Origin of the sequence: Nostocoides sp. F2B08 (assembly GCF_009184895.1) — a bacterium.
GTDB lineage: Bacteria > Actinomycetota > Actinomycetes > Actinomycetales > Dermatophilaceae > F2B08.
The window spans coordinates 1-24,151 of record NZ_WESE01000016.1 but is presented as its reverse complement, the minus strand read 5'-3'; the positions used below and the strand labels follow the sequence as shown (position 1 = coordinate 24,151).

At 67.8% G+C, this 24,151-nt stretch carries 22 protein-coding genes and 2 pseudogenes; 18 read left to right on the top strand and 6 right to left on the bottom strand.

The features are described 5' to 3' along the window. The 3 genes and pseudogenes from GA707_RS21445 to istB all read left to right on the top strand — a co-directional run. Window positions 1-266 (top strand): annotated as a pseudogene (locus GA707_RS21445) (alpha/beta hydrolase); the annotation flags it as partial. Window positions 267-815: 549 nt separating this feature from the next. Next, a complete protein-coding gene (istA, locus tag GA707_RS21665; RefSeq protein ID WP_193315456.1) occupies window positions 816-2,399 on the top strand; it encodes an IS21 family transposase in 1,584 nt (527 codons plus the stop codon). Beyond that, window positions 2,396-3,379 (top strand): IS21-like element helper ATPase IstB, encoded by a 984-nt coding sequence (istB, locus tag GA707_RS19900; RefSeq protein ID WP_152180196.1) that lies wholly within the window; start codon window positions 2,396-2,398, stop codon window positions 3,377-3,379. Before istA ends, istB begins: the two co-directional genes overlap by 4 nt. 125 nt (window positions 3,380-3,504) lie before the next feature. On the opposite strand, the gene GA707_RS19895 is transcribed toward istB, so the two are convergent. Then, the gene (locus tag GA707_RS19895; RefSeq protein WP_226963994.1) at window positions 3,505-5,295 is read right to left on the bottom strand and encodes an alpha-amylase family glycosyl hydrolase; all 1,791 of its coding nucleotides are present in this window, start codon (window positions 5,293-5,295) and stop codon (window positions 3,505-3,507) included. Between the two features lie 726 nt (window positions 5,296-6,021). Here GA707_RS19895 and GA707_RS19885 point away from each other — a divergent pair. The 4 genes from GA707_RS19885 (at window position 6,022) to GA707_RS19870 (ending at window position 7,162) form a co-directional block, all read left to right on the top strand. Continuing rightward, window positions 6,022-6,264 (top strand): ribbon-helix-helix protein, CopG family, encoded by a 243-nt coding sequence (locus GA707_RS19885; protein WP_152180193.1) that lies wholly within the window; start codon window positions 6,022-6,024, stop codon window positions 6,262-6,264. Beyond that, window positions 6,261-6,521, top strand: a complete 261-nt coding sequence (locus GA707_RS19880) for a type II toxin-antitoxin system RelE/ParE family toxin (RefSeq protein WP_152180192.1) — start codon at window positions 6,261-6,263, stop codon at window positions 6,519-6,521. The genes GA707_RS19885 and GA707_RS19880 overlap by 4 nt, the downstream gene beginning before the upstream one ends. A gap of 100 nt (window positions 6,522-6,621) precedes the next feature. Next, window positions 6,622-6,936 carry a hypothetical protein gene (locus GA707_RS19875; RefSeq protein ID WP_226963993.1) on the top strand — a complete coding sequence of 105 codons (315 nt, stop codon included), beginning with the start codon at window positions 6,622-6,624 and terminating at the stop codon, window positions 6,934-6,936. Continuing rightward, window positions 6,926-7,162, top strand: coding sequence for a CopG family transcriptional regulator (locus GA707_RS19870; protein ID WP_152180190.1), 237 nt, complete (start codon window positions 6,926-6,928; stop codon window positions 7,160-7,162). The genes GA707_RS19875 and GA707_RS19870 overlap by 11 nt, the downstream gene beginning before the upstream one ends. A gap of 695 nt (window positions 7,163-7,857) precedes the next feature. Here GA707_RS19870 and GA707_RS21585 read toward each other — a convergent pair. Continuing rightward, the gene (locus GA707_RS21585; protein WP_255425109.1) at window positions 7,858-7,983 is read right to left on the bottom strand and encodes a hypothetical protein; all 126 of its coding nucleotides are present in this window, start codon (window positions 7,981-7,983) and stop codon (window positions 7,858-7,860) included. Between the two features lie 610 nt (window positions 7,984-8,593). Here GA707_RS21585 and GA707_RS19865 point away from each other — a divergent pair. The 5 genes from GA707_RS19865 (at window position 8,594) to GA707_RS19845 (ending at window position 13,266) form a co-directional block, all read left to right on the top strand. Further along, complete coding sequence (locus tag GA707_RS19865) at window positions 8,594-9,166, top strand: ATP-binding protein (RefSeq protein ID WP_304650389.1); 573 nt, start codon at window positions 8,594-8,596, stop codon at window positions 9,164-9,166. 710 nt (window positions 9,167-9,876) lie between these two features. Then, window positions 9,877-10,275: a hypothetical protein gene (locus GA707_RS19860; RefSeq protein ID WP_152180189.1), complete on the top strand. Its 399-nt coding sequence runs from the start codon at window positions 9,877-9,879 to the stop codon at window positions 10,273-10,275. 146 nt (window positions 10,276-10,421) lie between these two features. Further along, the gene (locus tag GA707_RS19855; RefSeq protein ID WP_193315455.1) at window positions 10,422-11,501 is read left to right on the top strand and encodes a peptidoglycan-binding domain-containing protein; all 1,080 of its coding nucleotides are present in this window, start codon (window positions 10,422-10,424) and stop codon (window positions 11,499-11,501) included. Window positions 11,502-11,504: 3 nt separating this feature from the next. Continuing rightward, window positions 11,505-12,155, top strand: a complete 651-nt coding sequence (locus tag GA707_RS19850) for an ABC transporter ATP-binding protein (RefSeq protein WP_152180187.1) — start codon at window positions 11,505-11,507, stop codon at window positions 12,153-12,155. 10 nt (window positions 12,156-12,165) lie between these two features. Then, a complete protein-coding gene (locus GA707_RS19845; RefSeq protein WP_152180186.1) occupies window positions 12,166-13,266 on the top strand; it encodes an ABC transporter permease in 1,101 nt (366 codons plus the stop codon). Between the two features lie 259 nt (window positions 13,267-13,525). Here the strand turns inward: GA707_RS19845 and GA707_RS19840 are convergent, their stop codons facing one another. Continuing rightward, on the bottom strand, window positions 13,526-14,038 hold the full coding sequence (locus GA707_RS19840; protein ID WP_152180185.1) for a hypothetical protein: 513 nt from the start codon (window positions 14,036-14,038) through the stop codon (window positions 13,526-13,528). A 636-nt stretch (window positions 14,039-14,674) separates the two neighbouring features. Between GA707_RS19840 and GA707_RS19835 the strand changes: the two genes are divergently transcribed. The 4 genes and pseudogenes from GA707_RS19835 (at window position 14,675) to GA707_RS21870 (ending at window position 17,506) form a co-directional block, all read left to right on the top strand. Beyond that, window positions 14,675-15,004 (top strand): hypothetical protein, encoded by a 330-nt coding sequence (locus GA707_RS19835; protein WP_226963992.1) that lies wholly within the window; start codon window positions 14,675-14,677, stop codon window positions 15,002-15,004. Window positions 15,005-15,027: 23 nt separating this feature from the next. After that, window positions 15,028-16,116: an integrase core domain-containing protein gene (locus GA707_RS19830; protein ID WP_226963991.1), complete on the top strand. Its 1,089-nt coding sequence runs from the start codon at window positions 15,028-15,030 to the stop codon at window positions 16,114-16,116. Window positions 16,117-16,323: 207 nt separating this feature from the next. Further along, a pseudogene (locus tag GA707_RS21875) lies at window positions 16,324-16,392 on the top strand (hypothetical protein); the annotation flags it as partial. 550 nt (window positions 16,393-16,942) lie between these two features. Beyond that, complete coding sequence (locus GA707_RS21870; RefSeq protein ID WP_370460062.1) at window positions 16,943-17,506, top strand: transposase; 564 nt, start codon at window positions 16,943-16,945, stop codon at window positions 17,504-17,506. 369 nt (window positions 17,507-17,875) lie between these two features. On the opposite strand, the gene GA707_RS19820 is transcribed toward GA707_RS21870, so the two are convergent. Genes GA707_RS19820 through GA707_RS19810 form a run of 3 tightly spaced genes read right to left on the bottom strand, consistent with a single transcriptional unit; the run spans window position 17,876 to window position 22,031 of the window. After that, a complete protein-coding gene (locus GA707_RS19820) occupies window positions 17,876-20,686 on the bottom strand; it encodes an FtsX-like permease family protein (protein WP_152180183.1) in 2,811 nt (936 codons plus the stop codon). A 4-nt stretch (window positions 20,687-20,690) separates the two neighbouring features. Further along, complete coding sequence (locus GA707_RS19815; protein WP_152180182.1) at window positions 20,691-21,416, bottom strand: ABC transporter ATP-binding protein; 726 nt, start codon at window positions 21,414-21,416, stop codon at window positions 20,691-20,693. Between the two features lie 9 nt (window positions 21,417-21,425). Then, window positions 21,426-22,031: a PadR family transcriptional regulator gene (locus GA707_RS19810; protein ID WP_152180181.1), complete on the bottom strand. Its 606-nt coding sequence runs from the start codon at window positions 22,029-22,031 to the stop codon at window positions 21,426-21,428. Window positions 22,032-22,563: 532 nt separating this feature from the next. On the opposite strand from GA707_RS19810, the gene GA707_RS19805 reads away from it, so the two are divergent. Together GA707_RS19805 and GA707_RS19800 are read left to right on the top strand one after the other, a co-directional pair. After that, window positions 22,564-23,220, top strand: a complete 657-nt coding sequence (locus GA707_RS19805; protein ID WP_152180180.1) for a hypothetical protein — start codon at window positions 22,564-22,566, stop codon at window positions 23,218-23,220. 207 nt (window positions 23,221-23,427) lie between these two features. Beyond that, a complete protein-coding gene (locus tag GA707_RS19800) occupies window positions 23,428-23,907 on the top strand; it encodes a hypothetical protein (protein WP_152180179.1) in 480 nt (159 codons plus the stop codon). Window positions 23,908-24,151: the final 244 nt, after the last annotated feature.

Sequence of the window (24,151 nt, the reverse complement as noted above, 5' to 3'; positions counted from 1 at the left end):
TCCTCGTCGCCGGCTACTGCACGCCACCCAACGACGAGGACGAACCGGTCCTCCAGGACAGCTACGACTGGGCGGCGATACGAGCCAATGTCCGCGACCTGTACTTCATCAACTCACGCGACGATCCGTACGGCTGTGACGACACGCAAGGCCGCGTCATGTTCGAACAGCTCGGCGGCACCCAGATCGTCCGCGACGACGGCCACTTCGGAGACATCGACCAGCCGTACGAGTCGTTCGAGCTCCTCGACAGGCTCATCGACTGACCCCTCAAGCCGGCGGTCGATCTCGAACCGCCACTAGACCCAACGTGCGCACACAACACGGCGTGCGTCACCCGGCTCGGTGAAGTCGTCGGGGCGTGCGCTCTTTGAAGGGCCCGCAAGCGAGATTCTCGGCGTACCCACGTCGAACGAATCGGCGAGGTTCGTGCTGATCCCCGAAGAATAGGCGGCTCAGGGGTGGGGGGCTCGTCTCTTCTCGCGTCCCGGCACTGGCTGTCGTGGTCGTGCACGGCCCCAGGGCGATAGCAGGCACGGCGCAGCGACCACCGGCGCACCCGGCGCCCGTTGACCTCCACCCACACCCCCGACGGATGCCAGATACGCCACCCCTCGAGCGCCACAGCGCGCGCCCATTCCACCTCGCCGGCGTCGGCCGCCGGGTCATAGTCCCGAGTCGTGTACTGCCAACCGGGCTCCATGGCGAGAGGGTATGCGGGCTGAGTGTGACAGCCTGATTTGGCCCCGGTTGGAGGGCTTGTGCCAGCCTGAAGTGGCCCCACTCTCGAGCTGACTGTCCCTCTACGTTTCGTGATGTCCGTCCAAAGACGATCACGAGAGGCGTGGAGGGTGAAGGAGAGATCGAGAGTGGAGCAGTTCGAAGATATCCGACGCGATCATCGCGATGGGATGACGATTCGGGCGTTGGCGCGGAAGCATCGCGTGCACCGCCGCACGGTCCGGTATGCGATCGCGCAGGCTGAGCCGCCGGCTCGGAAGGTCACGGCGCGTGAGTCGCCGGTGACCGGCCGGTGGGAGCCTTTGGTGCGGTCGTGGCTGGTCGCCGATCTGGATGCCCCGCGTAAGCAGCGGCACACTGCTCGGCGGGTGTGGCAGCGGCTCCTCGAGGAGCACGATGCCCGGGTCAGCGAGTCGGCGGTGCGGCTTCTGGTCGCCCGGCTCAAGCGCGAGGTGGGCCTGTCCCGGGTGGAGGCGATGGTTCCGCAAACGCATCCTCCGGGGGCCGAGGCCGAGGTCGACTTCGGCGAGTTCTATGCCGTGCTCGCCGGGGAGATGACCAAGCTGTGGATGTTCGTGATGCGCTGTTCCTACAGCGGTAAGGCGGTCCACTTCGCCTATGCCAACCAGGCGCAGGAGTCGTTCTTGGACGGGCACGTGCGCGCCTTCGCGGCCCTGGGCGGGGTTCCTGGGCTGATCCGCTACGACAATTTGAAGCCGGCGGTCATCCGGGTGCTGCTGGGCCGGGAACGGTTCGAGCATCCACGGTTCATCACGATGCGTTCGCACTACGGGTACGAGTCGTTCTACTGCATCCCCGGCAAGGACGGCGCCCACGAGAAGGGCGGTGTCGAGGGCGAGATCGGCAGGTTCCGGCGTCGGCACATGGTCCCGGTCCCGCACGTGGGGTCCATGGCAGCCTTGGATGCGGCGCTCTCGGCTGCTGACGCCCGCGACGACCAGCGCTACATCGACGGCCGCCGCAACCGGATCGGGCAGGACTTCGCCGTCGAGGCAGCCCTGTTGATCCCGTTACCGGAGAGGCCGTTTCGCGCGGTCGCCGAGCTGTCCTGCCGGGTCGATGCCAAGGCCAGGATCTGTGTGCGCCAGTCGTACTACTCGGTCCCGGCCCGGTTCGTCGGCGGCAGGGTCCGGGTGGAGCTGGGTGCGCGCACGGTCACCGCGCTGGACGGGACCACGGTCATAGCGCGACACCCTCGGAGCCTGCACAAGAGGAGCGAGGACCTGGTCCTGGACCACTACCTGGAGGTCCTGGTCCGCAAGCCCGGCGCCCTGCCCGGGTCGACCGCGTTGGCCACCGCACGCGCCAACGGCACCTTCACCGCGACCCACCAACGGTGCTGGGACGCGGCCCGATCCGCCCTCGGCGATGCCGGCGGCACCCGAGCCTTGATCGGGGCGCTGCTGCTGTACCGGAGCATGCCCGCCGCGGACGTCGACGCCGGTATCGCCGCCGCGACCCGCGCCGGGATGTTCCATCCCGACGTGGTCACCATCGAGGCCCGCGCCCACGCCACCGGCACCACCGCGCCGACCCCGGTGCCGATCCCGCAGCATGCCACACCGGCAGCACGCGCCACCCGGGCCCTGCCCGACCTGACCGGCTACGACCACCTCCTGAACGGAGCGACCCCATGAGCACCAGCACCACGACCCGCACCCGAGCCTCAGCAGCGGCGCCGGCCCTGACGGCCCTGACCGAAGCCGTTGCCGAAGCCGCCATCAGCAGCGCCACCCGCGCTCTCGGGCTACCCACCATCCGCGAGCAGGCCGGCCCGATCGCCGAGGCCGCCGCCCGAGAACGCCTCTCCCACAAAGCATTCCTCGTCGAGATCCTCACCGCCGAGTGCGACGACCGCACCGCCCGCCGCCGCGCCCGACGCGTCCGCGAAGCCAGGTTCCCCCGCACCAAACGCCTCACCGACTTCGACCCCACCCTCCTGCCCGACCTCCCCGCGGCGACCCTGGCCTCCCTGGCCACCTGCGCCTGGGTCGACGCCGGCCAACCCCTGGTCCTGCTCGGCGACTCCGGCACCGGCAAAACCCACCTGCTCATCGCCCTGGGCACCGCCGCCGCCGAACAAGGCCGCGCCGTGCGCTACACCACCACCGCCGCCCTCGCCAACGAGCTCGCCGAAGCCGCCGACCACAGCCACACCAGCCGCATCGTCGCCCGCTACGCCCGCCTCGACCTGCTCTGCCTCGACGAAGTCGGCTACGTCCACCTCGACCCCCGCGGCGCCGAACTCCTCTTCCAAATCATCACCGCCCGCGAAGAACGAGCCTCCATCGCCTGCGCCTCCAACGCCCCCTTCAGCGAATGGGGCACCACCTTCGCCGACCCCCGCCTCGCCGCCGCCGTCGTCGACCGCCTCACCTTCAACGCCCACATCATCAACACCGGAACCACCTCCTACCGGCTCCGCAGCACCCAGAAAGGATCCAGTAGCACCCCAACCCCCCGCCCCGAGAGTGGGGCCAAACAGATTGGCACGGTGGGGCCAAATCAGCTTGTCATTCTCACGGGCCCACTGACGGCGGACTCGTCGTTCGGGGCGCGCCTTGACATCGGCCGGGGTAGCGTCGCCGGGTCGGATCATCCCCCGATCCGCGGATGAGGCGCGACACCCCCCGCACACCCGGCATGCTCCGGTTGAGTGCGGGGGTGTCGCTCATTCACCAGACGACGACGATCAGCCGGACACAGTCTTCGTCGCGGTGCTTCGGACGTCCGCCGATTCGGCTATTCCTGCTGGGTGAGGATGAGCGCGGTGTAGGGGCCCAGGCCGATCGCGGCGGTGCAGGGTAGCCCGTCGCGTGCACCGGGAAGGGCGTGCGTGTCGTGGGCCGGGTGATCGCCGTAGTCGTCGGAGTAGTGGCGAGAGTCGGAGTTGAACCGCACCTGCCACGATCCGCCGCGGGGCAGGCCGAGGGTGTAGCTGTCATGGCTGCGGTTGGCGAAGTTGATGACGACCACCACGTCGTCACCCGGCCCGCCGTGGTGCCATCGGTGGAAGGCGATGACCTTGTCGGTGTCGTTGACATGGAAGACGTTGACGTTCCCGCCGCGAAGGCCGCGCGAGTCGTCCCACCAGTTGCGGCGCAGCCGTGCCAGGTCGCGGTAGAGCCGGAAGATCCCCTCGAAGCGATCCTGCTTGCCCCAGTCGATCGGGTCCGTGTCGCGGAACCACTCATCCTCGAGCAGCTCCTGGCCCTGGAACAGCATGGGGATGCCGGGCGCTGTGAACACGAGCACGGCGCCCAGGGTTGAGCGCTTGCGGGAGAACCAGCTCCCCGGGTTCTCCGGCCAGATATCGGAGGGCACCCGGGCGCGGCCGTTGGCCACCTCGTCGTGCGACTCGGTGTAGACCACCCGCCCGGTGACGTCGGAGTCGTCACGGCGGGCGATCGCATCACGCACCGCCCACATGCTGCGATGCGCGTCGTCGCGGCCGATGATCGCCTCACGCACCGGGTGCACGAAGGCCGCAGACCACTGGCTGTCGAAACCGGCACCTCCGGCCTCGGGCGACCGGGTGATCCATGGCTCGTCCTGGAGGTCCTCGGCGATCGAGATCTTCCAGGGGAAGCGGGCATCAATCTCCTGGTTGATCGCGCGCAACAGCTCCTCGCCGTGGGTGAGACGCTGGCCGGAGTCGTGCGGGTTGCCGTGCACCGTGCGGATGAAGAGCGTCATGTCGAACCGCAGCCCGTCGGCGTGGAACTCATCCAGCCAGAACATCGCGTTGTCCTGCAGGAACCGGCGGACCTCGAGCCGGCCGTAGTCGGGCCTTGTGTCACCCCACGGCGTCGACGAGCGCCAGTCGTTGTAGAAGTAGATCCCGCCCTTGCCGTCCTCGTGCCAGCCGTCGAACTGCCACAGGTCGAGATCGGACGGTCCAAGGTGGTTGTAGACCACGTCAACGATCACCGCGAGGCCGCACTCGTGCGCAGCCCTGACGAAGGTCTTGAGGGCCTGCGGCGCCCCGTAGGCGGACTCGACAGCGAAGATGTCTGCCGGGTTGTAGCCCCAGGAGTGGTCGCCGGGGAACTCGCCGATGGGCATGATCTGGATGGCGTTGACCCCCAGCTCGACCAGATGCCTCAGGCGCGCCACAGCGGTGCTCAGGTCACCCGGTGGGCCGCCCGGTGTGTCGTTGAACGTGCCGACATGCATCTCATAGATGACCAGGTCGTGCCAGGGCGGCATACGGAAGCCCTCATCGCCACTCCAGTCAAAGCTCGGGTCGACGATGATCGCGTTGCCGTTGGAGTGATCCACATCGCGCGCGTAGGGGTCCTTGCGCCACAGCTCACCCGAAGGCCCCTCAATGACGAACACGTACTCGTCCCCGGTCTTGACCCCGCCATTGCGGCCGTCGAGGGCTCCCTCGATGTCCACAGACCAGTAGCCGCCCTGCTCCCGAGCCATCGGATGGCGATCCGTGGACCAGCCGTTGAAGTCACCGGCAACCGCCACCGACCGGGCATTCGGAGCCCAGACCCGGAAGGCGACACCACCGGGGTGAAGCATCGCGCCCATCCCCGCACGAATGGACGGTGTGAGTCCCCGCTCAGGCGATACCGGTTCTTCCTGCATCTGACTCAACTGGTGCCCCTTCCCTGGAGGTCGCCCCCTCAGCATCACCGACGCCACCGTCATCAGCAAGGACCAGGCCTCGGCAACCGACCCCGCCCCCACGCGGCGATGCGAGGCATGCCCGCTCCTCGGGTCATGGAGACGCGGCGGGTCCGGCGCTCGAAAGAGTCGCCATGAGGAGCAGCCGCGCGGACCTCAGCCGGGCTGGTGGCCGCGCTTCTCCCGCAAGAGCTCGACGGCTCGAGGACCGACACCGTGTATCGCGAGAAGTTCGTGAAGGTCATCCGGGAGATCATCCAATGACGTATACCCAGCATCGAGAAGTCCGCCCGTAGCCGGGCGGCCGACCTTGACCCCATCGAAGATCGCCCCCCGCTCCTGAGGACGGGGCGCGTCATCCTTCATGACTCCTCCATCTGACGGACTTGTCTCGCGTGATGCAACGCGATGCAGTGTGCCAGCGGTAGGCATCCAACACCACCCCATCACATCTGCGTCATCCACTCCCAGCAGCACAAAGTGGTGCACGCCGTGCGACGACGACCGTTCGCAGCCTGCACGATGACGCGGGTCATCAAGTAGCGCAGTTGCGATCAACAGCCGGCGGTAGGGGGCACCTTGATGTGGGACGGCCGGGCGCCAAGGTGCTAGTCTGTATACATGTCTACAACGGTCCTGAGTGTGCGTCTGCCGGACGACCTCAAAGAGCGGCTCGACGCGTTGAGCAGCAGTACCGGGCGGACCGCTGCCTACTACGTGCGTGAGGCCGTCGAGCAGCACCTCGCGGAGCTCGAGTACGCGTACACGCTGCGCGCCGAGGTCGAGGCGAACCGTCGCGGGGAGCTGGTGAGCCGCTCGCTGACCGAGGTCAGCGCCGAGCTTGGTCTTGACGAGCCTGCATGACCTGGGACATCCAGGTTCTGCCCCGAGCGGAGAAGGCGCTCAAGAAGCTCGACAAGACCCAGGCCAGAAGGGTTCGGGATGCGCTCGTGCGGCTGGGCGGCATGGAGGATCCCGCCAGCGCGTGCAAGGCACTCGGCGGCCCGTTGACCGGTCTTTGGCGGTACCGCGTAGGCGACTACCGGGTCATCCTCGACATTCGCCGATCCGAAGTCCTCATCGTCGCAGTCGACCTCGGTCACCGCTCCGAGATCTACTAATGGTGCGCACCTCCCGTCCCCAACGGATAGCGTCCACTGGCGGCGAAGTGGGACATGTCTTGAGAAGGCAAGACGTAGTCGTTTGTTATACACTGACCGGGTGGACGAGCTACTCGACCTGGACCTGCTCGATGACCAGAACCCGTTCGAGATCGATGCTCAAGCCGCGCACCTGTTCAAGCACCCGCACCTCGGCCTTGACGACGTCTACGACGTGTGGGTCAACGATCCGCTCTTCTATCCTGCCAAGCCACCGGCGCACTATCTGATGGTGGCCGAGGTGGCAGGCACCGTCCTGATCGTGCCGATCGCACCCTCGCGGTCGGGCGATCCGAGCAAGTGCCGACCAATCGGCTGCTACGAGGCTTCTTCGGGCCTTGCCGCTACCTACCGAAGGGACCGTGATGAGTACTGACCCGATGACTCCCGAGCAGGAGTACGACTTCTACGCCCAGCCGCAGAACCAGGAACCGCAGGGCCCGCCTCGCCGACGCTCGACGAAGCGACTGACCACCCCGGTTCCGGTCCGGTTCCCGCCCGAGCTCCTCGACGAGGTCAAGAAGCGAGCCGAGGCCGATGACCGATCCGTCTCGGCATGGATTCGCCGTGCCGTCGAGCACGAGATCACCCGATCCGCCTGAGCGTTAACCACGCCCGACTGGCGGCGATATGACACATACGAGGTTCACTTGCCCCTGATGGCGCTTGTCGCGGGCTTGATACTCGACGATGGGACGGTGCAACTGGTAGGCCTGCTCACGCCGCCCTTCATCGGTCTTTTTGTTGTGCTGGGGCCAGCGGTGGCGTTCCTGGCCCGGCGTCGTCGGTCCTGGCTGGGGTTCGGATTGTGGGCGATTGGTGTGGCCCTGGCCGCTGGATGGGTGGCCACGAATGCCAGGGTTGCTGACGCGGCTCCAGGCGGCTCTCAATTCTCGCCTCAGCACCTGTGGTGGCTTTTGCTTGCTGGCGGAGTGGCCCTGCTGGCGACTCTCCTGCTGTTCCGACCGCTGACTACTGGCCCGCGTGAGAGCTGATCGGCCATTCCCCGGGTTGTAGGGCTGTTCGCGCCCGCGCCCATCTCGGTCTCGGGACCGCCGGAGCCCCCGTACCCGCCGATGACCTCTGACGACCCGGTTGAGCGCTTCGCTTCGTCCGCTGGAATCGACAGAAGCCCCCGCTGAGCCTGCTCGGACCGTTCCCCGCGGGTACCGAGCGCTCGGGCGAGAGTATGGGCGCGATACGCGGCGAAGCGACGCAGGTCGCTTGGCGGGGCGGTCAGGACCGATGCTCGGTCCGGGGCCTTCGCCCAGCAGGGTGATGGTAGCCGCGACGTTTCCTAAGAGGTGGTGCCCTCACACCTGCCGGCATCCATCACCTGCGCGGCCTCCAGCTCGATGATCTGCTGCGCGGCGACCCGGTCCGCCTCACGGATGAGGTCCACGCCTGCCCTGGGGCGGAACACCTCCAACGCCTCGGACAGGGCAGACTGGGACAGGCCATTGGTGAGATTCTTTTCGGTGCCTACTTGGCCGTGCACACCAAGGATCGCGCCGATGGCCTCAGCGGCTTCACAGGCACACCGCTACCCCCGAACTCCGACCACGCTCAGGGACTCCACACGGATGATGAACGTCGATGACAAGTTCATCTGGTACACCCGCATCTATCCTGTCGAAGTTCTTGGGTCCCCTGTGGCTCGTCTGGTCTTATCTGGCGATCACCTTCGACTGGAACCTGCTGCTCCACTCACTGCTGGTCGGAGCCGCGTCATTACTCATCGTTGCTCTTCTCGTTCGGCGCAGGAGAGTCACACTCACTCGCGACGAGTTGACTGAGGACATTCGTAGAGGGCTCGGGGGGCAGGTGCGTCGCCGAGCTATCCCGACTCGCGACATCGTTCAGATCGGCTCCACCTCGGAGATTATGTCGTCGCGACAGTGGGTGATCCCTGGACGTGAGGGTCCGTTTATGGATGCCCTTCCGTTCTTTCCCAGCACCCGAGATCTAAGACGGGGGGTCCTGGCTCTTCTGGATGACCGGCAAAATGCACCCCAACCGACGCCAACCCGCGGATAACCGCCGGCGCCGGCAAGTCCCACACCCTGATCGCCCTCGGCCACGCCGCCGTCGCAGCCGGACACCGCGTGCGGTACCTGACCGCGGCCGACCTCGTCGAGACCCTGTACCGGGGCCTCGCCGACAACACCGTCGGCAAGACCATCGACACCCTCCTACGCAACGACCTCGTCCTCGTCGACGAAGTCGGCTTCGCCCCGCTGGACGACACCGGCGCCCAACTGCTGTTCCGGTTCGTCGCCGCCGCCTACGAACGCCGATCCCTGGGCTTGGCGTCGCACTGGTCCTTCGAAGACTGGGGCAGGTTCCTACCCGAACACACCACCGCCGTCTCCATGCTCGACCGGCTCCTGCACCACTGCCACACCGTCATCACCGACGGCGACTCCTACCGCATGAGACAAGCCCGAGCGAGAGGAGGAACACGACCACAACCACCTGAAAACCCAGCGAAGAGTGGGGACTTTCAGTTGGCCACCAGCGGGGACCCCAACCTGGCCATTGCCATGAGTGCTAACGTGACCTGTCCGGGGGATTGCTCCTCACGTGGCCGACAGTCAGGGGTTTAGGAAATGAATAGGAAGTCGAGCGCTCGACGGTCGCTGATCGCGTTCATTGCCGCCGCGGTAATGACGTTCAGCATCGCGACAGTGGCTTCGGCAGTCGTCTGGAAGAGCGGAACGACATACTGCGCCGGCACTCAGCGAACCGTCGGATACTCCACGGGCACCACGGAGCATTACCCGGGGCCTTCGGGGTACGGCATCTTCTACAACGGTTCCTCGTGGAAGACAACGAAGCGGTTGGCAAGTGCAACAGGTGGCGGCTTCTGGTTCGTTCAGACTGGTGGCAGCATCAGCAGCTCGGGCACCTACGCCGAGTGCACGAGCATCACGTAGCCATCGGGGCTATGTAGGTCGGCGTGCATGCTCACACGTGCAAACTGGGCTCGCCAAAGGCGACTAGTCGGGCGTCTTCCTCTCCCTGTGTTGGGGCTCAGGCTTGAGTTGGGTCAGATGGCGCATGCGATACGGGGATCGTGGTCCGCAATAGTGGCGCGCGCGGCGGCGGGGCCATCACCATCGGTACACAACAAACCCTGCGATTGCGCACAGAAGGCTAGGAGTCATCAACAGTGAAATCGGCATGTGCCCGAACCATCTCTTGGGCGGTGTGCGCCGCTGCGCTGCTGGGTTGCTCGGGGGGCGAGGAAGTCGCTACCCCCGGGTCGATCCCGTCCGAGACGATGTCGACGGTGCGGGGGATGGAAGAATGGATCGTGGGTGTCGTCGAGTGCCTGCATGATTCGGGGTGGCCGAGCGCAGAACTGAACTCCACAGGCGACGGCATCAATGTTCGGGACCTCACCGCGGAACAGCACGGCGACTTCCGGAGGGCCCATGACGTATGCGTCGAGCTTGCCGGAGATGCTCCCAACTCCGCCCCGCTGGGCGAGGACGAGGTGCGCCAGCTTTACGCGCATCTAGTCGCAATGGTCACGTGCATAGAGGAGCTCGGGTACGAGGTGCGATCCACCCCTCCCAGTGAGAGTGTGTTCGTCCAAACCTACCTCAGCGGGGAGCCACCGTGGAGCCCTTACGTCGACCTCGACGCGAGCATGAACCCGAGTGACTGGGACGAGCTCAATCGCCGCTGTCCGCAGGCGCCATGGAAATGAGTGGTCGCTCCTCTGCGGCCTTCGAGGAGACGACCGCGCGCGACGACGAGCGATGGCGAAGTAAGGACTCTTCGATGAAACGGCCGGAACCACCCGGGGCTTCGTTGCGGATGGCCCTTCGTCGATCTGGTCCGAGGCTGCGCACGGTGATTATCGTGACGACGCTGATATTGGCGGCGGCGGTAGGGGGATGGTGGGCCGGGCGGGCGACGCTGACGTCGGTGGCGCCAATCGACGGCGTCCAGCGCAGTGTGATCGATACGGTGTGGGCGGAGGCGAGTAAGGGCTCGGTTGGTAGGTCGTTGGCCTTCTCGACGACCGTGCGTCAGCCGGCGGTGCCGGTCGCGCAGAACGCCCTCTCAGGCGTGGTGACATCCGTATCGCCCGGTGAGCTCGACCAGGGCGAGATTGCCTACGTCGTCGGCGACACCCCAGTGCGAGTGGTGCAGGGGGCCAAACCGTTCTGGCGAGACCTGACGACGGGCGCTAAGGGAGAGGACGTCGCGACGTTGCAGCGGCTGCTCATCGATGAGGGCCACCTGCGCGGGCCGGCAGATGGGGACTTCGGTGCGGGGACGAGAGCGGCGGTCCGGGGGTGGCAGAAGGCCCAGGGCCGTCCTCAGACCGGCTCCGTTGCGCTCGGTGAGCTGACCGCAGTGCCGACGCTACCCGCGGCAGTGCAGCTTGGTGAGGGGATCGCGGTGGGGAGGCGGCTCGCCGGAGGTGAGGACAGCGTGCTGGCACCCACAGGAGATCGGGAGTTCGCCCTGACGGTTAGCGAGGAGCAGGCCAGGATGATCCCCGCGGAAGCGACTGTGGAGATCAAGTACGAGTCGCATACCTGGGTTGGCGTTATCGCCAGCGGCTCCCAGGACGAGCGCGGCCAGACCAGATTCATCCTTGCGGCCGCTGACGGCGGCGAGGTATGCGGGCAAGACTGCTCCAGTCTACCCAGCGACGCGCAGGTCACCTTGCGCTCGCACGTGATCGTGGTGCCCCGTGTTGAGGGAGTGGCAGTCCCGGCAGCGGCGGTGCGTACGCGGGCAGACAGGACGGCTTACGTGGTCACCGATGCCGGTGAGGTGCCAGTGGCTGTGCGCGGCTCCGGACAGGGCATAGCTGTGGTCGAGGGGATCCAGGTGGGCACGCGGGTGCAAGTGCTCGGCCAGACTGACACCGAATCCGGGCGGGCTCCCCTCGAGCCGACCGCGACCCGTGGCGGTTGAGCGGTGCTGGCGGTCGAGGATCTGTCCTTTGCCTACCGTAGGGGTGCTGAGGAGTTGTTCGGCGGGTTGACCTACGAGTTCACGGCGGGCGCTATCACCGCTGTGACCGGCCCGTCCGGTCGAGGGAAGTCGACCTTGCTGTATGTGCTCGGGCTGCTGCTCACCCCGAATCGCGGCGCCGTGCTTCTCGACGGGCAGGACATCTCGTCCGCACCCGACACGATGCGTTCACGGGTGCGCGCGCAGCGGGTCGGGTTCGTCTTCCAGGACAGTGCTCTCGATCCGACACGCACCGTGTTGGACTCGGTTCTCGAGCCGGCCCTCTATGCCGGATCGACTCTCGCTCAGGCTCGAAGACGGGGACGGGAGTTGTTGAATGACATGGGTCTTGGTTCCCGCGCCGATCACCGGCCCGGGGAGATCTCCGGTGGGCAGGCGCAGCGGGTGGCGCTATGTCGTGCGCTGATCACCGATCCTATGGTGATCCTGGCCGATGAGCCGACAGGGAACCTGGACCGCGACAACGCCGCTCGGGTGCTCGCGGCGCTGTCGGCCGCCGCCGGATCCGGGGAACAAGGGGTTGGGCGGACAGTGCTCATCGCCACCCACGACCCATTCGTCATCGAGCAAGCCGACGAGGTGCTCGCGCTATGAGGATGGCGCGGTGAGACCTCTGCTCATACTCCGGGAAGCGTTGGCCACGGCGTGGGCGGCCAAGGTGCCCTCGACGTTGGTGGTGGTCCTCGTGGCGACGATGTGTGCCGCCACGCTGGCCACGGTCGGGCGGACCGCGGACGCGGAGGCGCAGCTGCTTGCTCGGCTCGACTCGGCCGGGTCACGCGTGCTTATCGTCGCCGACACAGCACGCAACGAACTGATCACACCCACGATCGTGGACCAGACAGCCCTGCTGTCCACCTCCGAGCGGGCGGTGGGCACGCTGATACCGGTCGATGTGGTCAACGGGGTGATCGGGGATGGTGGAACCCGGGTCCCAGCCTGGGGGATCCACGGCGAGCTGCCAGCGGTAGCAACACTGCTTGCCGGTCGGTGGCCCGGACCGCAGGAAGCGATCGCATCACGTGATGCGCTGAGAGCGCTCGGGATGGACGAGAAGGCCGGGTGGGTGACGCTGGCGTCGAGCACCCTCGCCGACGACTGGTCCATCGTCGGGGTGTTCGAGGCACGTGAACCCTTCGACGACCTTGAGGCGGGTTTACTCTATCCGGCCCCTACCGGGCGAGCGTTGGACGCTGTGCGCGTCGTCCTCACCTCGGCCTCGGTCGCACCAGCCGCGCAGACCCAAGCACTTCGTTTGATCACCGCACCATCACCGGACGCGCTATCGATCACCTCACCGGTCTCACTGGCCGCGTTGCAGGAGCAGGTCACTAGCGATCTTGCGAACTTCGGCCGGACCCTGCTGCTGGCCGTGCTTGGTGCGGGTGGGTTGCTCGTAACTGTCATCACTCTCGCCGACGTCCTGGTCCGACGGACAGACCTCGGCCGTCGTCGTGCCCTCGGCGCAACCCGAGGCGTCATTGTTGCCCTAGTGGTCCTGCGCACCGTGGGACCGGCACTATGCGGCGCTGCCATCGGCACCGGTCTCGGGATCTATCTGACCGCCCGCCTCGGAGCGACTCCGCCGTGGGAGTTCACCTGCGGAACGGTCCTTCTCGCCCTTCTCGCAGCGGCCACCGCCGCCGTCCCGCCCGCCCTGTACGCGGCCACCCGCGATCCCGTGCGTGTGCTACGCACCCCATGACACGGCTTCACCGCTGTTGCGACTGAGAGGGCTGCTCGGCTGACCCGGTTACGAGCGCGCAGGAAAGAGACGGCGGCTCCACGGACGACGGGCTCGAGTTACCCAGGCGCAGCATCGAACGGGGTCGGCGTGCGTGAACGCCCGAACACTACAAGGCGGGAGCCGCTTCTGGGTGTAGAGCGCATCCGGCGCCGCGTGCGAAGCGGCGGTATGACGCTTCCTCACCTTTGACTCCGGGTGGTAGGGAAACGTCCCACGCTCAGGCGATGTAGACGGACTCGTCGGAGACGAACACGGTGAGTGACGGGCCAGGCGTTTGGTCGGCGCCTGAGGACGCCGTGGCTGGGTCGAAGTACCAGTAATCGACGACCAGCCAACGTTGTTTCCCTGCGGGCAGGATCACGGTCTGCGAGGTTCGTGCTCCACTGTCGGAGACCACCGTCAGGGTGTGAGGTCCTGACGCGGCGTGGACGCCGAACAGGGTCACGCCGTGCTGTCCCTCGACAGCGAAGGACTGGTCGAACAACTCCAGTCCGTCCAAGGTGGCGGTCAGACGCACGTCGGGGTCGTCGAAGGCTTGGTTGCTGACCCGCACAATCAACGGCTGCCCCGCGTCCTCCCATGATCCGCCAGGCGGGATCACGTGGACATCGAGTGCTTCGTCGGGGAGTTCGTCGGCGACCTCAGTCGCGGCAGGGGGTCGAATCGGGTCACCGAGATCCGATTCAGAGGCAGATGCGCATCCAACGAGAAGCGCCACCAGCGCGACCACAGCCGACGCGAGCCGCTGCCTGCGCGGACTCGTCATGGTCAGTCTCCTCCCGGCGAGAACCTCCGTGGAGTCTTGGACGGGACCGTGCTCGTTGAGGTTCCGCGCGCGGATGCTCAGCAAGGTAGATCCTTCCAGGAGAGCGTGTCAGCATCGGCCGCTCGGCTTAGTTCAGCCATCGCACGGGCGGACGGGCTCATGGTCGGGTTGGCCATCGAGCAATGACAGACCAGGCGTGCGTTGCGCGGCGGAAAAGGGGCTCTTCGGACTTGAGTGTGGGGTGAGCGCGACTCGCCGGGGGCGGGCTGCGGCTGGGTAGGGGTCGAGGCCCTTCAGGATTGGTAGCGACCAAGCAAACCGTTCCGAAGGACCTCGACTATGTCGGCTCTTCGGACTTGAGTGTGGGGTGAGCGCGACTCGCCCGGGGCGGGCTGCGGCTGGGTAGGGGTCGAGGCCCTTCAGGATTGGTAGCGACCAAGCAAACCGTTCCGAAGGACCTCGACTATGTCCGAGCCTACGGCGTGCACCCTCACGCCTGGTTTGCGTCTGACTTCGTGAGACATCTGGGCGGGGAAATACCCATCCAGGGTTCGGCGTGGCGAGTCGATCAGGAGGTCGATGTCCGTGTCGGATCAGGGCATGTCGAAGAGGACGACACCGCGCAAGAAGCGGCGGGTGTTGGCGCCGTCTCAGAAGTACGAGATGTGGGTGGCGCTGCTGTCGGGGCAGGCGACCCAGCGGGAGGTCGCGCTCAAGTACGGGGTGGACCGTTCGGTGGTGGTCTCGGTGTGCAAGGCCGCCAAGACCGGGGCGTTGACCGCGCTGGCGGCACGTCCGGGCCGTCCGGGCATGACCCCGGAGCAGGTGGAGCTGGCCGAGGCCCGCGCCGAGATCGAGCGGTTGAAGGCGACGGTGACCGAGCAGGCGGTGGCGTTGCACTTGCATCAGGGAAAAGCGCGTTGGGACTGAGCGCCGGCCCGGTCCCCTCCCGGGTGGACGCCACCGTCAAGGCCGGCCTGCTGGACCTGATCGCCCACGCCGAGCGGGCGGGCTGGTCGACCCGGCGCGCGTGCGCGCTGCTCGGCGTGGACCAGGACCGGGTCGCCCGGTGGCGGGACAGGTACGCCGAGCACGGCCCGCGGGGGCTGACCGATGCCGCCCCTGGTGGTGGGGCGGTGCACGGCATCCTCGAGAGCGAGCGGGCCGCGATCATCGAGCTGTACCGGGGCTGGGGCGAGGTCGACCGTTCGCACCGCAAGCTCGCCCACCGCGGCTCACGGCTGGAGCTGGTGCACGTCGCGCCGTCGACGATCCAGCGGGTCCTGGCCGCCGACGGCATTGTCCTGCCGGGCAATCCACGTCGTGACCCGGCGCCGAAGCCGACCTGGCCGGCGTGGCTGGAGTGGGCTCCGAACCGGATCTGGTGCTACGACTTCACCCACTTCACCCGCGCCAAGCGGTGCGCGGTCGCGGTCATCGACGTCGTCTCCCGGTACTGGCTGGCCACCCTGGTCTCGGCCGAGGAGTCCTCCACCCAGGTCGAGGCCTGCTTCCTGGACGCCCTGCACACTCAAGGGTTGATGCAGGTCATCGAAGACCGTGACGTGGAGCAGAGCCGGGTCCTCGTGGCAGCGCTGCGCAGCGGCCAGGCCGACGCCATCGACAAGGCCGTCGAGGCGAGTGAGCAGGTCCCGCTGCTGTTGACGGTCTCGGACAACGGACCACAGATGCGCTCCCACTCCACCCGCGAGTTCCTCGCCGGGGTGTACATCGCCCAACACTTCGGCCGGCCGGGCACCCCGACCGACCAGCCCTGGATCGAGTCCCTCTTCGGACACCTCAAGGGTGAGCACCCGCACCTGGAGCGCCTCACCGACCCGGCCGTCCTGGAGGCCGAGCTCACCCTGGCCCAGCACCGCTACAACACCATCCGCCTGCACGCCGGGATCGGGTACGTCACCCCCGAGGACGAGCACCACGGCCGAGGCGAGCAACTCCGTCAGGCCCGGCGTGACGGCCTGACCGCCGCCCGCCAGAACCGGATCGACTACCGTCGATCACAGCAAGGAAAACAGTCATGACCACGACCGCGCCTTCGTTGGGAATTAATCCCGCGGAATGTCTCAAAGACTCAGACACACCTCACGCCCGCTGACCCTGACCTGCCTTCCTCACCGTCGTGGTGCCAGAACTGTGACCTGCTCGTCGGCCTGGACGGGCTGCACGTACGTGCCGTGGTCCGCGACGAGGCCGGCTTGACCGTGACCGTGGAGTCGCCGCCGGAGCCGATGGGCTGCCCGACCTGCGGCGTGCTCGCCCACGGCCACGGCCGGGTCAGCGTGGACCTGGTGGACCTGCCCTGTTTCGGCAAGCCGGTGCGGATCCGGTGGGTCAAGCGACGATGGACCTGCCCCGAACCGACCTGCGCGATGGGCACATTCGTGGAGCAGGACGAACGCATCGCCCGACCGCGCGGGTTGCTGACGGTGCGGGCCTGCTGGTGGGCCATCGAGCAGATCCGCCGCGAGCACGCCTCCGTCCTCGGGATCGCCCGCCAGCTGGGCACGTCGTGGAAGACGGTGTGGCGCTCGATCGAACCGATCCTGGCCGCCCTGGACGCCGACCCCACCCGCTTCGAGAACGTCACCACCCTTGGGGTGGATGAGCACGTGTGGCACCACGTCTCCACGCGCAAGCGGGGCCCGAAGGAGCTGACCGGGATGGTCGACCTGACCCGCCACCCGGACCCGAAGGATCCGGAGAAGATGGTCGTGCGGGCTCGGCTGCTGGACCTGGTCCCCGGTCGCTCCGGGCCGGTGTACAAGGCGTGGCTGACCGAGCGGGGACCCGAGTTCCGGTGCGGGATCGAGGTCGCCACGCTCGACGTCCCAGGGGTACAAGAACGCCATCGACGACCAGCTCGACGAGGCCGCCTCGGTCCTGGACGCCTTTCACGTCGTGAAGTTCGGCATCCAAGCGTTGGACGAGGTCCGCCGCCGGGTCCAGCAGGCCATCCACGGCCACCGCGGCCGCAAGGGCGACCCGCTGTACGGGATCCGCACCATCCTCCGGCTCGGGCTCGAGCACCTCTCCGAGACGCAGCAGGCCCGCATCGACGCCGCCTTCGCCGCCAACCCCCGCCACGACGAGGTCGCCATCGCCTGGCAGGCCATCCACCAGCTCCGCTCCGCCTACACCGACCAGAACCTCGCCACCGGCAAAAAGACCGCCCTCGCCGTGCTCACGTCCTTCCCCACCTGCCCCATCCCGGAGATCGCCCGCCTCGGCCGCACCCTCCGCAAGTGGCGCAAGGAGTTCCTCGCCTACTTCGAGACCGCCCGCTCCAGCAACGGCGGCGCCGAAGCCATCAACGGCCTCATCGAGCTACACCGCAGGGTCGCTCGAGGCTTCAGGAACCGCCGCAACTACAGACTCCGGATGCTCCTCGTCGGAGGAGGACGCATCCCATGACCCCAAACTCAAGTCCCAAGAGCCGGAAAAGGGCTACGCAGGGCTCGATGCCAGCAAGCGCGGCGTCACGTGCTGACGCGGCCCGCGGTGCTGTCGCTACATTGATCTCATGTTGGGGATCAATGCCGCCGAGCTGGCGGTTCTGCTGGCCGTGATTGTCGCCATGGCGACCGCTCTCTACTTCATCGTCAGGTTGGCCGTCCGTCACGGCTCCAACTAGTCCTGACTATCGCGAAGTCGCGGGGGCACCACAGCCGATCCCCGACGGGGAGGGCGCGCGTTTCGCGGCGGAGTGACGCATGTGCGAGTGCGTCATGGTGCCCCTCATGGCGGCGCCTTCGTTCGCGCCGCTCGTTTGGGTTTGGCCGGTCAGTCGGTGCGACGGGTGACGACGGGCGCTTGACGCACCGCGATCGCCGAGACCAGTGCCGCGACGAGGGGCACGCCGATGACGACGACGGCGAGCGACATGTAGGGGACCGTGACAAAGGGTCCGACGGGTTGGCCGTCCGGGGCAGTAGAGCGGGTGAGCGGGTAGGCGAACGCGATCCCGGGCACGAGCCCGACGGCCAGTCCCAGGAGAGCGCCGATTCCGGCGGTGACGAGCGCCTGGGCGGCGGCCATGGCGCGGCGCGTACCCCGGGTGGCTCCGACCGCCGCGAGGGTCGCGTCGTCGCGGCGTTGCTCCGACATCGACAGCGCTGTCGAGGTGAGGGTGACCACGAGCAGGATGAAGGAGACTCCGGCGACAAGGCCCAGGAGGAAGCGGCCCACCGTATCGACATAGCCTCGCTCGACGTAGAAGTCGGCGTTCTCCACGCGCTCGCGGATCCGCTCGGCATCGAACTCGGTGAGGCTGCCGTCGGCGCCGTCGACGAGGTATGCGCTGGTCGCCAGCGGCCAGGCACGCTGCCGGGCCGTCTCGACGGCGAGCAGAGCTCCCGCCTGGTCTCCGAGCATGCCGGCCCACGTCGAGGAGGTGTCGGGCAGGGCGAGCAGCGGTACGGGGACCTCGTCCGTTGCGAGTAACTCGTTCGGCATCCCGGTGAGCTCATCGGTGGCGAAGGTCCCGGTGAGCGCGAGGGCGGTGTCGCCGCGCAGGACGTGGTCGGCCCGGACTATGGCGGCGCCGGCCCGGACCTGGGCCGCCTCATCGTCGTCGAGGTCGAGCCGCGCGATGATCTCCTCCGCGGGAAGTGCGAGCACGGAGCCCCACCAGGAGCCGGGGCCCCCGATTGCCGGACAGGCGTCGGTGTACTCGACGGTCTGCGCCGCGGTGCAGCCGGGGGCGGTCAGGGTGACGAAGGGGACGCCGGTCTGCCCTGGCTCCGCCCACCCCTCACCCCCGACCGTCGTGACCGGGATGAGGCGGGCCTGCGGTGCGGTGCTCCGAACGACGAGAGCCGCTGCGTCGAGCTCGGAGGGGGCATACCCGCGCAGGATGCCCTGGCCCATGACGGTCTGAGGGCGGTAGGTGACCTCCGACTCACGCGCGTCGCTCGTCGCCGCGATGAGGCCGATGGTCAGCGCCGCCACACCGCCCATAACGGCGGCGACGCTCGGCGCCGAGCGGCTGCGCTGACGGGCCGCGTCGCGCGTCGCCATCCGCAGTGGCACGGGCAGCAGCGCGCCGGCGTGGCCGACCCCGACGAGCGCGACAGGCACGAGCGACAGCGCGCCGAGGACGAGCCCGATCGCCGCAGCGGCCACGACGTAGTCACCTCCGGACGGCGAACGAGCCCCGACGAGCAGGCCGACCGCGCTGGCGGCCATGACCAGTGCGCCGACGATGGGTATCAGCCGGGAGGGAGGGGGCGAGACGTTCTGTCCCTTGAGTACCCCCATGATGTCGAGACGGCCCAGGCGCCGGGCCGGCACGAGCGCAGCGGCGACGGCAGCGACGACGGCGCACAAGGTCAGGCCCGCGAGGGCGACCCACGGCACATCGAAGAGGGGGAGAACGACCTCGGTCGCCGTCCGGGCTGCCCACCACGCCTTGAGCAGGGCTACGCCGACACCGACAGCCACACCCACCAGGGCGGAGAGGACGCCGAGGAGAAGTGCCTGCGCGAGGACGGTGTGCCGCAGCTGCCTCGTCGTCGCGCCGTTGCTCGCGGCAAGGGCGAGTGTGTGCCGCTGCCGGGCCGCGCCCACCGCGAAGGCGGGTGCGACGAGGAGCGCGATGACGAGAGCGAGGATGACAGCACCGGTGACGATGAAGAAGGTCAGCTCGTTCGAGCCCGAGACGTTCATCTGACGCAGTTCCTGGGGCAGCTGCTCCTGGGGCACCGGGTTCGTCATGAGCTCGGCCGACTGGACCTGCAGGCCGTACCGGCCGAGCTCAGCGACCTTCACATACGGCATGGCGGCCTCGGTGATCAGCCATCGGCCGACCGTCCGGTCCGCCCCGTCGGGGGTGGGCAGCGGCTCGCTCGAGATGAGATGAGGGACCAGGCCCCAGGAGGTCAGACCGGTCGCGGTTCCGGTCACCGTCGCCGTCGTCGTGCCGTCGGGGGTCACGATCTCCAGCTCGCCGGTCCTCGGCAGGCCCTTGCGGATCCCCGGCTCGGTGACCAGCACCTCTCCGGTGCCGACCGGCCAACGACCCGTGAGCAGGACCCCCTTTTCGCCGAAGTCGAGAGTCCCGTCGACGGCGAGGGACTGCATCGAGACGGCCCGCTCGCCGAGGCGCACTCGAACGGTGGGCTCGGCGACCGGGGTGGCCACGCCACCGGTGAGCCCCGCGATAGCACTGCTGTTCTGCGCCGGGCTTCGGGCCGGGTCGTACCCGGGGATGGCGGTGGCCGGGACGAGCTCGCCGTCGGTGCCACGGGTGACCGGGGTGTAGTACTCGTGCGAACCGTCCTGGAGGATCTGAGCGCCGCTCGGCTCGGCGACGACGGCGGCCGCCGTACCCATGAGCCGGGTGACGGTTGGCTGGCCAGCGGTCAGCGCGCTCTGCACGGTGGTCGCGAGGTAGGCGATGACGACGAGGGGCAGCGCCACCATGAGGGCCACGACGATCGAGCGCGCACGGTGCCGCCGCAGCTCGCGTCGGGCCATGCGCGCGGCGACCCGCCAGCTGCTCCACCAGGTTGACAGCGGTCCGCCCTCGGCGGTCGCCTTCGCGGGCGTGGGCGGAGCCGCGGTCCGGGGCGTGTCGGTGTCGGTCGTGGTCATGGCTCTAGCGCGCCGCGTGGAGGAGCTGCTCGGGGCGGTCGGAGCCGGTGCTGTCGACGACGACGCCGTCGCGGAGGAAGACCACCCGGTCCGCCCATCCGGCGTAGCGGGCCTCGTGCGTGACGAGCAGTCCGGAGGCGCCCTCGTCGCAGCGTTGCCGCAGGACGCGCAGGACCTCTTCGCCGGTGTGCGAGTCCAGCGCGCCGGTCGGTTCGTCGGCCATGACCAGACGTCTCGTGCCGACCAGGGCCCGCGCGATGGCGACGCGCTGCTGCTGCCCGCCCGACATCGCATCGGGGTAGCGGTCAGCGAGCTCCATCAGACCCATCAGGCCGAGGGCCTCACGAGCACGTCGACGCGCCGGTCGAGCCCGCTCCCCGTCGAGCTCGAGCGGGAGCGCGACGTTCTCGGCGGCAGTCAGGCTCGGGATGAGGTTGTAGTCCTGGAAGACGAAGCCCACCCGGCGTCGTCGCAGTTTGGCCAGCGCGCGGGCGTCCAGGGAGGTCAGGTCGGTGTCGCCGATGACGACCTGACCGCTGGTGGGCCGGTCGAGGCCGCCGGCGACGTTGAGCAAGGTCGACTTGCCGGAGCCGCTCGGCCCCATAACCGCGACCAGCTCACCGGGGAAGACCTCGAGGCTTACGCCCCGCAGGGCGTGCACCGCAGCCTCTCCGCCTCCGTGGGTGCGGTGGACGTCGATGAGTCGAAGAGCGGGATGCGAAACGGACACCGGGTCCTCCTAGATGGACTGCGGAGAGCGGGACGGAACCGAGTCGCGACCGGGACGCTCGCCTGCGGGGACGGGCCGGGCTCGTGAGGAGCTGCGGGCCAGGTCGGCCTCCACATGGTCGAGCCAGCGGACCTCGGCCTCAGCGGCGAAAATGTGGTTCTCGAGAACAAGTCGCCACGCATGCTCGTGACGGGCGTCGGAGCCGGGTGGAGCCTGCGCCTTGAGCCGGGTGAGGTCACGCAGGTGGCGCACTGTCGCCGCGCGCTGGACCTGGACGACGTGCGCGACGTGCACCCCCGGCACGGTCACGGCCAGCGCAAGCTTGATGACGAGCTCGTCCCGAGGCGTCTCGGAGCGATCGACCGGAGCCGTCCACCAGGTGCGGATCGTCGCCTCCCCAGAATCCGTCAGGCGGTACGCGATACGCCCCTCCTCGTCCGGCTCACCAACCGACTCGACCAGCCCGTCGCGCTCCAAACGACCGAGGGTCGTGTAGACCTGCCCCACGTTAAGGGGCCAGGTCCCGCCGGTGCGCGCCTCGAACTCCGAGCGCAGCTGGGCGCCGTACATCGGTTCGGTGGCCAGCAGGGCAAGCAACCCGAACTTTACGGACATCGGCACTCCTCACGGTGATGCATACTCAGTATGCGGTCAGGTCCTAGGACGGTATACCGGGTATTCCATGAGGTCAAGCACAGGACACATGCAAGCGCCGGAGGTCAAGCTCGGCCTTGTCTCATGCCGGGCCGTGCCGCCGCTGCGCCGAAGTCCTCCCTCCCCCAGCCGAGGCATCGGCATCTGCTGGGACATGAAACACCGTGTCGATAGTCCATCCGAAAGCATCCTGGCTCGAGGTGGAGACTGACAACACCACCTCAGCTGACGCGACCGAGAAGTCGAGCCCTGCAGTGCACAACCCGCCCGACTGGCGGCGAAGTGATGTTTCCTTGGCCGTGAGCGGCGTGTGGCTAGTCGCTGTAGGTCGTGGGTACTGTTCGAGCACACAGGCAGCACGTTGTCGCGCGGGGAGTAGGTCGTGCCGGTCGGGTCCTTCTCGAGAACGCGGACGTTCACGGTTCAGGGCAGTCCGTTCGCGGACGTGCCGCCGATGGGCATCGACTCCTTTGTGGCAGGACTCTCTGGAGACGTGACCGAGCGCGGGGTCCGGGCCCGGGTCGAGGTTGCGGACGTCGAGCGCGCGGTGGTGTCGTGTCCGCAGTCGCATGAACAACCGGTCCTGGCCCTGGCGACGCGGTGGGCGGCCGCGTACCGGCTGGCCGTCCGCTGCGACGATTGCGGCGAGGCGGTAGATCACACCGCTGCCCCGTTGTACCCGGAGCTTCCGGACGCCGTCAGCATGGTCGAGGACAAGGAGGTGTCTCGTCACAGACGCAACGGGACCCGGACCCTGCGACGGCTCATGGACGCACGGGGCTACCGGTGGAACACGTACGGCCACTGGGAGATCGACGCCGGTACCCACATCGCCCGGGTGGGCTTCGTTTCCAGGATCCATGACCGGTTCTGGCTCCCTCCGGCAGTGGTGTGGAGCTTGGGGTGCAACGTCGTCGACGCGAACACCGGAGTCCAGCGAGACGACTACGAGCTGGGCTCCTTGGAAGGTCAGGTGTGGTGGACCCGCGGCGAGGACTCCGTTCCTGCCACCGTGAATGTCCCCCCGCGGTACGGGGTGTGCCACTGGTGCCTCGCCGACGATGCGAGGCAGCTGGACCTGGACGTGATGACGTCGGTGCTGGACGACGGACTCGACATGCTCGAAGACATCCTCGACGCCAACCGCTGACGACGACACGGCGTCTGAGCCGAGCCGTCAACCACCGGGAGGCCTATCCAACGTCAATATGCGCACCCCGCCCAAGGCGTGCGCTTGGCGGCGGAGTGGGGCAGTGTGTCGCCCTTCGAGCGGCGTTCCGGGTCACGGAGTGATGCCCCGCTCATGGCATGATCGACCCACTTCTGTGGGCCTTCATCGTGGATCGGGGCGTTGGGTGTGAGCGTTGTCGCTGACGCCGTGGTGGGCGCGGTTGTCGCGGTGGTCGGGCTGCTGGCGTACTTCGGATTGACGGGCCTATACGACTCCATGCAGGCACCTCTGCGGGTGCGCCGGTTCCGCAAGGGCCGCACGATCTCCATCCCACTCGGGTTCTACGACGCCATCGGCACCCCACGCGACAAGCGATGCGACCTGGTGCCCAGCAGTGGGGACACATTCTCGATCAGGTGCCGTCAGGGAGGGCCCGTGGTCGCCGGCCGCTGGGTATCAACGCTGGACCCGCGGGAGGAGTTCATCAACTACCTCAAAGACGCATTCGATGAGTGCCACACGGAGATCGACGGGTACCACGTGATCCACGTGCACGCCTGGGAACGGCGACACGTTGCACCCATCGTGTCCATCCGCGACTCCGACTACGAGCTCCTCGTCACAGCCTTCAGAACTGCGCAACCCGGCAACGAGAACCGGGTTTGAGAACCCTTCACGCTTCGGTGTGACCGCAAGGGGCTTCACCACGCGCGTTTCGCGGCGCACTGACGCTGCCGTCCAGGCGCATCCCGAATTGCGCCCAGCTCCCGGCGGTGTGCAGCACCTCTGCGCGCGCCGGAGCTACGCTGACGTTGATGTGACCTCGCCACGTTGGGGAGGGTTCGCATAGATCCCACAGGGGACGGCAGGTCCCTCGAGAACCTGAGTGTTATGCGGCTGGAGGCTCCCG